This is a genomic window from Mucilaginibacter sp. UYNi724 (assembly GCF_054057495.1).
On sequence record NZ_JBSRZI010000009.1, the window covers coordinates 21877 to 34029 of the forward strand.

Annotated in this window: 11 protein-coding genes; 6 read left to right on the top strand and 5 right to left on the bottom strand. The window is 43.5% G+C overall.

The window, feature by feature from the left end; translation table 11 throughout:
• Nucleotides 1–85: 85 nt before the first annotated feature.
• From ACVW0P_RS13815 to ACVW0P_RS13835, 5 genes are all read right to left on the bottom strand, one after another.
• Entirely contained in the window at nt 86–406 is a 321-nt protein-coding gene (locus tag ACVW0P_RS13815) for a hypothetical protein (protein ID WP_354432147.1), read from the bottom strand.
• Nucleotides 407–462: 56 nt separating this feature from the next.
• A complete protein-coding gene (locus ACVW0P_RS13820) occupies nt 463–807 on the bottom strand; it encodes a hypothetical protein (RefSeq protein WP_354432146.1) in 345 nt (114 codons plus the stop codon).
• Between the two features lie 29 nt (nt 808–836).
• Nucleotides 837–1844, bottom strand: coding sequence for an NAD(P)H-dependent glycerol-3-phosphate dehydrogenase (locus tag ACVW0P_RS13825; protein ID WP_457132633.1), 1008 nt, complete (start codon nt 1842–1844; stop codon nt 837–839).
• A gap of 314 nt (nt 1845–2158) precedes the next feature.
• Entirely contained in the window at nt 2159–3496 is a 1338-nt protein-coding gene (locus ACVW0P_RS13830; protein WP_457132634.1) for an efflux RND transporter periplasmic adaptor subunit, read from the bottom strand.
• A gap of 31 nt (nt 3497–3527) precedes the next feature.
• The gene (locus ACVW0P_RS13835) at nt 3528–4970 is read right to left on the bottom strand and encodes a TolC family protein (RefSeq protein ID WP_457132635.1); all 1443 of its coding nucleotides are present in this window, start codon (nt 4968–4970) and stop codon (nt 3528–3530) included.
• A gap of 90 nt (nt 4971–5060) precedes the next feature.
• Here ACVW0P_RS13835 and ACVW0P_RS13840 point away from each other — a divergent pair, with 90 nt between their 5' ends.
• The 6 genes from ACVW0P_RS13840 (at nt 5061) to ACVW0P_RS13865 (ending at nt 12047) form a co-directional block, all read left to right on the top strand.
• Nucleotides 5061–5693 carry a polysaccharide deacetylase family protein gene (locus ACVW0P_RS13840; protein ID WP_457132636.1) on the top strand — a complete coding sequence of 211 codons (633 nt, stop codon included), beginning with the start codon at nt 5061–5063 and terminating at the stop codon, nt 5691–5693.
• A 153-nt stretch (nt 5694–5846) separates the two neighbouring features.
• Nucleotides 5847–6527 carry a hypothetical protein gene (locus tag ACVW0P_RS13845; RefSeq protein ID WP_457132637.1) on the top strand — a complete coding sequence of 227 codons (681 nt, stop codon included), beginning with the start codon at nt 5847–5849 and terminating at the stop codon, nt 6525–6527.
• A gap of 414 nt (nt 6528–6941) precedes the next feature.
• Nucleotides 6942–8066 carry a PQQ-dependent sugar dehydrogenase gene (locus tag ACVW0P_RS13850; protein ID WP_457132638.1) on the top strand — a complete coding sequence of 375 codons (1125 nt, stop codon included), beginning with the start codon at nt 6942–6944 and terminating at the stop codon, nt 8064–8066.
• Nucleotides 8067–8253: 187 nt separating this feature from the next.
• The gene (locus ACVW0P_RS13855; RefSeq protein ID WP_457132639.1) at nt 8254–10521 is read left to right on the top strand and encodes an aconitate hydratase; all 2268 of its coding nucleotides are present in this window, start codon (nt 8254–8256) and stop codon (nt 10519–10521) included.
• Nucleotides 10522–10682: 161 nt separating this feature from the next.
• Nucleotides 10683–11096, top strand: a complete 414-nt coding sequence (locus tag ACVW0P_RS13860) for a hypothetical protein (protein WP_457132640.1) — start codon at nt 10683–10685, stop codon at nt 11094–11096.
• 27 nt (nt 11097–11123) lie between these two features.
• Nucleotides 11124–12047 (top strand): TonB family protein, encoded by a 924-nt coding sequence (locus ACVW0P_RS13865; protein ID WP_457132641.1) that lies wholly within the window; start codon nt 11124–11126, stop codon nt 12045–12047.
• Nucleotides 12048–12153: the final 106 nt, after the last annotated feature.

Genomic DNA, 12153 nt, shown 5'->3' on the forward strand with positions numbered 1-12153 from the left:
TCGGATTAGTTACCCGGAAGCATAGTTTTAGTTTAGTTTTGTTTACAAAGCCTCTCGTTTGTTTATCATCCGGGAGGTTTTTGTTTTAACGGCTAAACGCCACTACCACCGAATCCGGGTATAGCAAATCCATGTGCTGCCCGTCAAGCTTTTTGATCACAAATTTTGTGTAGGGTTGGTTACCTTCAAACGAGGTGAATATGGTATCGCCTTTTGTAAAATAATCCTCGGCGTTTTGTACATCCCCATCCATAATAAACTTTTTGTCGGTTATTTTAAGTGTAACGTTGGCGTCTTTAGATTTCCAGTCGCCAAGTACTTTTTTGTTGGACTCGTGCTTTTCGCAGGCGGTTAGCAGGGTGGCAGCACCAAATACAGTAACAATTAGTAAAGCTTTTATTTTCATAGCGCGAATAAGGTAATAAAAAAGCACCGGTTGGTAAACCGGTGCTTTAACAAATATTATTTTACAGGTTTATCAACCAGTTTTGCTTTTGGCACGTAAATGTGATGGCCTTTTTTGTTCACGTAGTAATAATAAGAGTTTTTATCGATGTAAATGGTTTGGCCACCCGGCGCCACTTTTTCATCGAATTTTTTATCAGCCACTGCAGATGCACCTTTTGATGCAACCTCTGCGGTTTTATTACCTACAGCGCTACCGGCTTTTTTAGTAGCATGCCAGCCTTTTTTTGCTGTTGTACCAATTTTTTGGCCAAGTGTAGTGTCTTTATGTGTTTGTGCGAAGGCCGATGATGCCGCGAATAACGAAGCAGCGAACAAGGCCGATTTGAATAGATTTTTCATTTGGAATTTTTGTTTAGTAACTGCTGTTACTAACTCAATTTCTCTGCCAGTTTCCGCATTTCGACCACAGGGGTGCTTTTCTTGTATAAAATAGCATATACGGCATTACAGATAGGCATATCAACGTTGTATTGCTTATTCACCTGGTGTAGGCAATTTACTGCATAATACCCTTCTGCAACCATATTCATCTCTAACTGGGCCGATTTTACTGTGTAACCTTTCCCTATCATATTACCGAAAGTACGGTTACGGCTAAACTGCGAGTAAGCAGTAACGAGCAGATCGCCTAAGTAGGCCGATTCTTTTATATCGCGGTCTATCGGGTGCACTTTATTCACAAACCTTTCCAGTTCGCGAATGGCATTAGATATCAATACCGCCTGAAAGTTATCGCCATACCCTACACCGTGGCAAATACCACTGGCAATGGCGTAAACGTTCTTCAGTACAGCGCCGTACTCGGTGCCATATATATCATCGGACACGATGGTTTTGATGTATCGGGTGCTTAACATGCCGGCAAATTCGGCAGCCAGTTCCTCATCTTTAGAGGCGATGGTTAAGTACGAAAGTTTTTCCAGCGCAACCTCCTCGGCGTGGCATGGGCCGCTTATCACCAGGATATGGTCAAACGGCACTTCGTAGTTCTCGTTCAAAAACTCGCCAATGATCTTATTTTCATCGGGCACGATACCTTTTATGGCGGATACTATCTTTTTACCCTTCAGATCCGCCGGGGTAATACCCTCAAGTGCCTGTTTAAGAAAAGCAGCCGGTACGTTCAGCAGGATATAGTCAACATCCTGTATCAGCGATTTAAGGTCGGTAGAGATGTTTGCGGCACGTACCTTTATTTCTACCGAACTTAGGTAGTGCAGGTTATGCCCAAATTTACGGATGTGTTCTACAGCTTCACCGTTGCGCATCCACCAAAAAATTTCCTTTTCGGTAGTGTTATCGGTAAGCATTTTAATATTCGCGGTGGCCCAGCTTCCGCCGCCCACAACAGCAATCTTGTTTTTTTGCTTAAGCATTAAGTCAGTAATGTACCAAACGGGCAATTGGTTTTCCCGTTATGCAAATTAATGAAATATTATCGGGACGGGGAATATTTGAGGTAAAAGGTTAAAGGGGAAAGGTAAAAGTATAATACCTGCCATTAGAAAAATAAGTATAAGTGTTCACGTTCACAGCCATGACCACCGTGAACATTTTACAATATGCTCATTATCAATTACTTAATTTTTAGACACCTCTAAAAATTAAGCAAGTATTTGATAATTAGCTACTTTACAAAAAAGGCGAAAAGTCCTCAAACCTTTCGCCTTTTACCTTTAACCTCAAGAACCTATTTCTTAGGCTCGCCGGTAAATAGTTTAGATTTATCTACTTTTTCTACGATCATACCATCATTCAGTGTTTTTGAGATGGCCGCGAATGGCGCAGATACCACCTCCTCGCCGCCTTTAAGGCCACTTAATATTTGTATATAAGTATCATCCTGTATGCCTGTTGTTACCGGCACTTGTTTCACCTTGTTGCCTTGTAAAACGTAAACATATTCTTTTGCAGGTGCGCCGGTCGTTTTCTTAGTATCATCTTTTTGGCTATCGGCCGGTTTAGCATCGGCTTTCTTCTCGTCGCGGGTGGTTACCGATTGGATAGGCACCGACAATGCTTTTACATGGTTGGTTTGGATATCAACCGTAGCGGTTAATCCCGGGCGGAACGGCGAGTGGTTCTCTGCATTCTTCCTCAACAGATCGATGTATGATTGTGCAGTGATGCGTACTTTAACTGTAAAGTTGGTTACCTGGTCGGCATTGGTACCTACCACGTTTGCAGAACTACCTATTTCGATAACTTCACCCGTAAATTTCTTACCTAAAAAAGCGTCTATTTCAATTTGAGATTGGTTGCCAACGGCAATACGGTTAATATCATTCTCGTTCACATCAACATTCACGTCCATTTTGCTCAGGTCAGATATGGTCATGATCTCGGTACCGGCAAACTGCTGGGTACCCAAAACACGCTCGCCCTGCTCAATAGAAAGCTTTGACACCACCCCGTCAACCGGCGCGTAAATAGTTGTTTTGGCAAGGTTATCCTGTGCTTCTTTAACAGATGCCTGCGATTGTGCCAAACCATAGGTAGAACCTATTACGTTTTGTTTAGATGCCTCTAAGGTTGCACGCGCGCCTTCGTAGTTGGCCTTAGCCTGCTCAAATTCGGCAACGGTTAATACCTTTTTGTCAAAAAGCTCTTTGCTACGTTTGTAGATAGACTCCTGGTTGGCAAAAGTAGCTTGCGATTGTTTCAGCATTTGTGCCGAGTTGCCAACGCTTGCCTTTTGGGTATTGTATGATGCCACAGCCCTGTCATAACCCGATTTTAAGATATCCGGGCGGATACGGCATAGCAACTGGCCTTTTTTAACCACATCGCCTTCTTTAATTGGCAGCTCAACCACCTCCCCGGATACCTCGGGGCTTATTTTAACCTCGATGTGCGGTTTTATTTTACCACTTGCAGATACTGTTTCGTTAATATCGCGGCTATCGGCTTTTTCGACAGCGACCTGCGTTACCTGCGGTTTGCCAATAATACCGGTAGCTTTACCAACGATCAATAGAACAACCAGTACGCCAAGGCCTATCAGTATATATTTAGTAGTTTTTCCCATGATAATTTTAGGATTGTGTTTGTGTGTTTAATTATAGTGTTATAGGGTTACCCAAGTAGTAATCGATCACTTTGCTCCGGAATACCACTTCATATTGTGCCTGGATCAGGTCAAACTGCGATCTGTTTAAATTTGTTAATGACGTATTGTAATCAAGCGAGTTTACCAAACCTACGTTATAACGTTGTTGTATCACGTTAAAAGCATCCTTATTAGCATTATACGTTTGCTGGGTAGATATGTACTTTTTGTTTGCCGCCTGCACATCCCAAACCGCCTGGTAAATAATTTTGCTTAACGTATTTTTAGCAAGCTGAGCCGTTATAACGGCATTCTCGTTAGTGATCTTTGCCTTACGTACAGATGTACGCGCGCTAAACCTGTTAAATATCGGGATCTGTAAGGTTACACCAACGGCTTGGTTAAAGTTATCACTTAACTGCCTCCCAATGGGGTAGTGCAGTATAGGGAAAGAGTAATTTGGCACCGTAACCGCGTTAGTGGTGTTTTGAACAAACCCTACCGTATCTACCCTGCCGGTTGCAAATGGTGTGCCTTGTAAACGACGTGCATCAGAATAGTTTGTACCTACCTGGCCAAATAGCACAACACTTGGGTAGTAATTACCCCTTGCAACCTTTATATCCTGTTCAGCAGCTTTCTGTTTTGCTTCGGCTAAAGTTACATCCGGGTTAACGGCTAAAGCAGTTTTTAAAACGTCCTCGGGATTGTATGCAATATTTACATTTTTAAACTTGCTGATGTCGGGCTTTTCAAATGCTATAGGGGTTGCCGATGGCATCTCCATATATTGTTTCAGTGTAAGTACCGATGCCTCTAATTGGTTTTCGGCATTGGTGTAGTTCAGGTCTGCAGTAGATTGTGATGCCTTTGCTTGTGATAGATCGGCCTGTGTTTGGTTACCTGCATCAAAGTTTTTTTGTGACCTGTCTAAAGTTATCTTAGCAATATCTATTTGCTGATTTGCAGCTGTCACCAGATCCTGGTTAGTTAATATTAACAGGTACTGGGTAACTACATTTAAAATAAGGTCGTTCTTTATTTTAGCGGTGTAGCTGCGGTCGGCCCCAAGCAGCAACTTGTTTTCTATAATCTGGTTGCGCAATTGCCCGCCCTGGAAAAGCGTTACCTGCGAGCTAAGTGTACCATTTAATGCAAAGATACGCTGGTTGGTAAACTGGTTGGTAGAAGGGTCGATATTACGGCCGAAGTTTAACGAAGCCTGTGGGCCCGCCGTTAAATTTGGTAGTTGGTTGTATTTAGATTGCTTAAGGTTTTCTTCGGAGATCGCTTCGCTAAACTGCGCTTGTTTTATGGTTAAATTGCGCTCAAGTGTAAGGTCTATCGCTTTTTGTAAAGTAATAACTTCCTGCGCCTTAACGGTAAAGTTCGCTGTAGAAAGTAATATGAGGCAAGCAATAGTTACTTTTGTGATTGGTAAGTTTAGTTTCATAATAAATTATATACAATTGTAAGTAAAGCTATTTACTTTGCAAGCTCGGATCTTGTTGATTAATTAATAAAATACTTAAACGTTTTACGAATGTATTTGGTAAAAACTCCCTGGTGGCTTAAAAAGCTGTATCCTCAATTAATTTGGGATACTAAACCAGGTGCCCGTTGCATTTATTTGACTTTTGACGACGGCCCCATACCCATTGTTACACCATTCGTATTAAATATTTTAAAAAAGCACGATGCAAAGGCCACATTCTTTTGCATTGGCGACAACGTACGCAAGCACCCGGACGTGTTTGCCGATGTTAAAAAAGCAGGCCATACCATCGGCAACCATACCTACAACCACCTTAAGGGGTGGGCAACAGACAGCCAAATCTATCTGGAAAACTTTAAAAGAGCCAACGAGGTTTTAGACACGCCTCTTTTTCGCCCCCCATACGGCCGCATTAAACGCGACCAGATAAAACTTTTAAAAGAGGCCCGCCCCGATCTTAAGATAATTATGTGGGATGTACTTTGCGGCGATTTTGACATGGCGCTAAAAAAGGAAGACGCATTGAAAAACGTGCTTAACAATGTCAAAGATGGCTCAATAGTACTGTTTCATGATAGTGTAAAGGCCTTTCATAAGTTAGAGCATGTTTTACCTGTGGCAATGGAACACTGGAGCAAAGAGGGGTACACTTTTGCAGGGCTTACAGACGTCACTATCTAAGCGGAGGCCTGTGCGATCCCCTCCCAACGGGAGGGTGTAGGGAGGGGTTTATGCGACATACATTACGCACAAACCCCTCCCTGCCATTACACAAGCCGTCGCACCCCGAAATTAACTTATGACCCTGCTACAGGGAAGTTACAATAATAGAATATGGAACAAAAATTAAGTGTTTGGTCGCTAATAGAGCAAAATAAATTTGAAGATGCTTGTGAACTCGCTGATAAGGAATATGCGGAAACTGGAGATTTGTTAACCTTGAGAAATAAAGTTTACGCTTTATTTCATTTACATAAGTATATAGACGCAATTTCGTTAAGCGACAAATTAATTGAATACCGACAGGGTGATTCAGAGACGGATTTTCATTTTTCCGGAATTGGAAATTGGATAATTGGAAATGAGCGACAAGCTGTTGCGGATTGGGAACAGTCAAAAAAAAGTTTGTATAAGGATGCTGCGGGCGGAGTAGGCACACAAGTGTTTTTATATTTTGCGGGAATAAAATTGGGAGAAGAAAAATTAAGATTTACAGCTATAAAATCTATAAAAAATATACTTAAAGCGAAGCGTGCAATAAATTGGCCAGGTCCCATTGGTCATTATTTAGTAAGCGATATAAATGAAAATGAATTATTTTCATACGTATCCGATATTCCAATATTAAAAGAAAGGCAGTTATGTCAAGCAAATTTTGTGATAGCTATCAAACTATTAGAAGGTAAAGATAATCACGGATATTACAGAAAGCTCAAGGATGCTGTTGCTTATGGCACTTCAGCGTATGTAGAGAAATTATACTATCTGGCTAAAGCGGAGTTAGAGGCAATTTAATAGTCGATCTTTTTATTTTGCAGAAGTGTTACATATCTGTAGCTCTTGCTTCTAACATGTAACTAAAAAAAGTTCCAAAATGTTAGAGCGTAGCCACACTTTTTTGGATGAAGTCTTTAAAGTTCTTGTTGGTCAGCATTTTGTCGATGAGTTTGAAAATCTTGGATTCACCATGCGGATGACCACTTCGATAGAAAGCTTCACTTCATCACGTTTATAGCGTCCGATAATATCGCCGGAAGTATCTACTCAACTTGAAACATTACAACTACTTAAAAGCGGTTCTAACAGTTAATAGCAAATTAAAGCAAATGTTTTTTTAAGCCCTCTCCTTCGGAGAGGGTTGGGGAGAGGCCCACAACAAATCCCCTCTATCCCTGTTGTTTAATTATCAGCACATTAAACTTAAGGATTATGAGAGCATGGATAACTGTGGCAGCGCTGGCAGGCCTTTTAGTATTAAGCACCTGTAAGAAAAACCCGCCTGATAATACTATCAACGGCAATACACCAGAAACACCGGGCAGTACCGCAGAACTTACCGATAAAGTTTTAACCGATAAGCTCACCTTTCCCTGGGAGGTTTTGTGGGGGCCCGATAACAAACTATGGATAACCGAACGCGGCGGCAAGATCAGCAGTATTGACCCTGGAACGGGGGCTATCACCCTAATTAAAAACTTAACAGATGTGGTTTCGCAGGGAGAAGGCGGGCTTTTAGGGATGGTACTGCATCCCGATTTTGCAACTGTGCCCGAGGTTTTTGTGGCCTACAATTATAACAAGGGCGGCACCTACACCAAAAAGGTGGTAAAATTTACTTACAGTGGCGGCACGCTCATTAACCCGGTTGTACTGCTGGACGATATCCCCGCGGCAACTAATCATAATGGTACCCGGTTGGCTATCTCGCCGGATAAAAAACTATTCATCACCAGCGGCGACGCGGCAACATCATCAAGGGCGCAGGATAAGAACAACCCGGCAGGCAAAATTCAACGCATTAACCTGGATGGCAGCATCCCCGCAGATAACCCGACTGCAGGCAGTCCCGTTTGGAGTTTCGGTCATCGCAACCCCCAAGGCCTGGTGTTTGTTGGCGACAAGTTATACAGCTCGGAACACGGCAACAATACCGATGACGAGGTGAACATCATTCAAAAAGGCCGCAATTTTGGCTGGCCCAATGTGGAAGGATATTGCAATACCGATGCAGAGAAAGCCTTTTGCACCGCAAATAACGTAGCAGAACCCATCCGAAACTGGACGCCCACCATCGCGCCATCCGGCATCGATTACTATAACAACAACGCCATCCCGCAATGGAAAGGCTCGTTACTTTTGGCCGTATTAAAAGACAGTGAACTGTTACAACTTAAACTCAACGCCGCAGGCACAGGCGTGGAAACCGTTAACACCTTTTACAAAGGCAAGTATGGCCGCATGCGCGATGTTGCCGTATCGCCCGATGGTAAGGTGTATATTATTACGAGCAATGGCGGAAGTGATAAGTTGATAGAGGTGAGTAAAGCCCCCTAACCCCCTGAAGGGGGAATAGGATTTTCAAAAGTTCCCCCTTTAGGGGGTAGGGGGCTCTTATTTAGAACTTATCCAAATAACAATTGTACAAAGGCCTGACTGTGAATAAAGTTTATATTTTGTAAATTCGCCGCAAGTCGGTTATTAGGCCGTCTTATATTCTATTACCTACTAAAAATCAAACATTATGGCTTTTGATTTAGATATGATCAAAAAGGTTTATGATCGCTACAGCACCCGTGTGGATGCTGCCCGTACAGCGACCGGTAAACATTTAACACTAACCGAAAAAATATTATACGCTCACCTTTCTGAAGGCGATGCTAAAAAAGCTTTTGAACGCGGTACCGACTACGTTGATTTTGCACCAGACCGTGTTGCTATGCAGGATGCTACAGCGCAAATGGCGCTATTGCAGTTTATGCAGGCAGGCCGCCCGCAGGTTGCAGTACCATCAACCGTACATTGCGATCACTTGATACAAGCAAAAGTTGGCGCAGTTGCCGATCTAAATACCGCGGTTGATATTAACCGCGAAGTTTACGACTTCCTTTCATCTGTATCTGATAAATACGGTATCGGTTTCTGGAAAGCCGGCGCAGGTATCATCCACCAGGTTGTTTTAGAGAACTATGCGTTCCCCGGTGGCATGATGATAGGTACCGACTCGCACACACCTAATGCAGGTGGTTTGGGTATGGTAGCTATTGGTGTTGGCGGTGCCGATGCCTGTGATGTGATGGCAGGTTTGCCATGGGAGCTAAAATTCCCTAAACTTATCGGTGTAAAACTAACCGGTAAACTATCCGGATGGACATCAGCAAAAGACGTTATTTTGAAAGTAGCAGGTATCTTAACCGTAAAAGGTGGTACCGGTGCTATTGTTGAATATTTTGGTGAAGGCGCACGTTCACTTTCTGCTACGGGTAAAGGTACCATTTGTAATATGGGTGCCGAGATAGGTGCAACCACTTCTATCTTTGGTTACGACGAAAAGATAGCCACTTACCTGCGCGGTACACAACGTGCCGAAGTTGCCGACCTTGCCGATGCTGTTGCCGCTCACCTAACCGGTGATGACGAGGTTTACGCGAACCCTGCAGCTTACTTTGACCAGGTGATCGAGATCAACCTGTCAGAACTTGAGCCACACGTTAACGGCCCGTTCACACCGGATCTGGCATGGCCTATTTCTAAATTCGCGCAAGCTGTTCGTGAGAATAACTGGCCCGAGAAGTTAGAGGTTGGTTTGATAGGTTCTTGTACCAACTCATCTTACGAAGACATTACCCGTTCTGCATCTATCGCAAAACAAGCTATCGATAAAAACTTAGTTACCAAAGCCGAGTTCACCATCACCCCGGGTTCGGAATTGGTGCGCTACACGGTTGAGCGCGATGGTTACTTAGGTACTTTCGAGAACATGGGCGGTGTTGTATTGGCTAACGCTTGCGGCCCTTGTATAGGCCAGTGGGCACGCCACACCGACGACCCTACCCGTAAAAACTCTATCATCACATCGTTTAACCGTAACTTTGCTAAACGCCAGGATGGTAACCCTAATACGCACGCTTTTGTAGCCTCTCCGGAAATTGTAACCGCGTTTGTTATTGCCGGCGACCTTACCTTTAACCCACTTACCGATACTTTAATAAACAAAAACGGCGAGCAGGTTAGATTTGACGAGCCACAAGGCATTGAAATGCCGATAAGAGGTTACGCTGTTGAAGATGCAGGCTACCAGGCACCGGCCGAAGATGGCAGCGGTGTTGATGTAATTGTGAGCCCAACATCAGCGCGTTTACAATTATTAGAGCCGTTTACCGCCTGGGAAGGTACCGACATTACAGGTTTAAGACTGTTAATAAAAGCCCGCGGTAAATGTACCACCGACCATATTTCTATGGCAGGCCCATGGTTGAAGTTCCGTGGCCACCTGGATAACATATCTAACAATATGCTGATCGGTGCTATCAACTATTTCAACAACACGGCAGATAGCGTTAAAAACGAACTGACAGGCGAATACGGCCCGGTTCCGGCTACACAGCGCGATTACAAGGCCAACGGAATTGGATCTATAGTTGTTGGTGACGAGAACTACGGTGAAGGTTCATCGCGCGAGCACGCGGCGATGGAGCCACGCCATTTAGGCGTACGTGCCATACTGGTAAAATCATTTGCCCGTATCCACGAAACCAACCTTAAAAAACAGGGTATGTTAGGTATCACATTCGCAGATACCAACGACTACGAAAAAATACAAGAGGACGATGTTATTGACATTACCGGCTTAACCACCTTCGCCCCCGGCCAACAGTTAACCGTAGTGTTACACCATGCAAATGGCACAACAGAAAGCTTCCCGGTAAACCACACTTACAATGCACAGCAAATAGAGTGGTTTAAAGCAGGCGGGGCGCTGAACATCATCCGCAGGCAAATGATTTCTTAATTTTAGATTTGAGTCCCGATAGCTATCGGGATCGGATTTTAACAAAGCCTTCCTGATTGGGGAGGCTTTTTTTTGTGGATGAATATCCGCCACGTCATTAATGTACGATTTAGGAAGTTTGCAAATCATTTAATTATCTTCGCTATCTACAGTTTCCATCTATGAAAAATTTAAAACTCACCATCCTTTTTCTTTTATTTACCACTTCCCTGTTCGCGCAAAGCAATAACACAGCGGCAGTTATAAGCCCGGCGTTTACCGACTCGTTAAACATTCAGATCCGCCGTATTGCGCCTAAGGATTTGAATGTTACTAAACTTGTTTACACCAGCACAATTTCTACAGAAGGTAGGCTAACAAAACCCATGATATTACAGCAAGTAGGCGGTGGCAATGCTGCCGATAATGATTTTGTAGTAGCCCTTAAGAAATTAATAATGGCAGCCCCCGCGTGGAAACCGGCAATTGGTACCATATCAAATAAGCCAGTTGAAGATAGCGTGGAATTTTCTATTGAAATAAAAAAGCGCAGTATCAATATAAAGCAAATCAGCTTAATTAATTCGAATAATTGAATGTCTTATCAATATTAAATTTCAATTATGAAACTCCTAAAACTTACCGCCTTACTCATCTTATCAACAACCACCCTTTTCGCGCAAACCAATAAAAAGCTGGTTGCCGAATTAACGGCCATTTATAGTGATGACCAGCAGTACCGCGTAGCAGCCATAGCTGCGGCAAAAAAGTACGGGCAAAACTCGGAGCAGGATAAGGCGTTAATGAATAAACAGGGTGTTTCCGATAGGGCTAACCTGGCAAAAATAGATGCCATAATATCCCAATATGGGTACCCCGGCAAAACTTTGGTGGGCGCATACCTTAGTAAGGTTGCCTTTATGGTTGTACAGCATAATGAAAACGATGCGCAAGAGAAATACCTCCCCGTGTTTATAGAAGCAGCAGATAAAGGCGAACTTGCCCCATCGTTATTACCTTTAATGGTTGACAGGATCAGGACTGACAAGGGCCAGCCACAAGTTTACGGAACCCAACTGCACGAAACCAAAGGAGTTGGCATACAAATATTCCCTATCGGGGACGAAGCCTTTGTAAATGTTCGGCGTAAAAAGGCAGGCTTGCCGCCCCTGGAAGTATATTTGAAACAATGGGGTATTAATTATATAGTGCCATCGTCGGTGAGTAACCCAAACCCCGCAAGCCTATACTATATCCGAACCCCGCAAGATGAATCACCTATTAGCCCTGTTGGCGGTAATGATGCCATCTACAGCAAACTCATATATCCGGAGCAAGCTAAAACCAATAATATCGCCGGGTTTGTGACCATTGAACTTACCGTAAGCGGTGGCGGCGACACCAAAAACTTATCGGTAGTAAAGGGCTTGGGCTATGGCTGCGATGAAGAGGCCCTGCGCATAATGAAAGAAGCAAAGTTCACCAACAAAGCCGGCGAAGATACTGACATAAGGGTGAAGGTGCCGTTTCCCTATGTAAAGAAATAATCAAAAATATGTCATTGCGAGCGAGGTAAGGTTGTCAGTCTGAGCTTGTCGAAGACTTTATGCGCTGGCAATGGTTCTACAGGCTCACCATAACAAGACTAAAGCA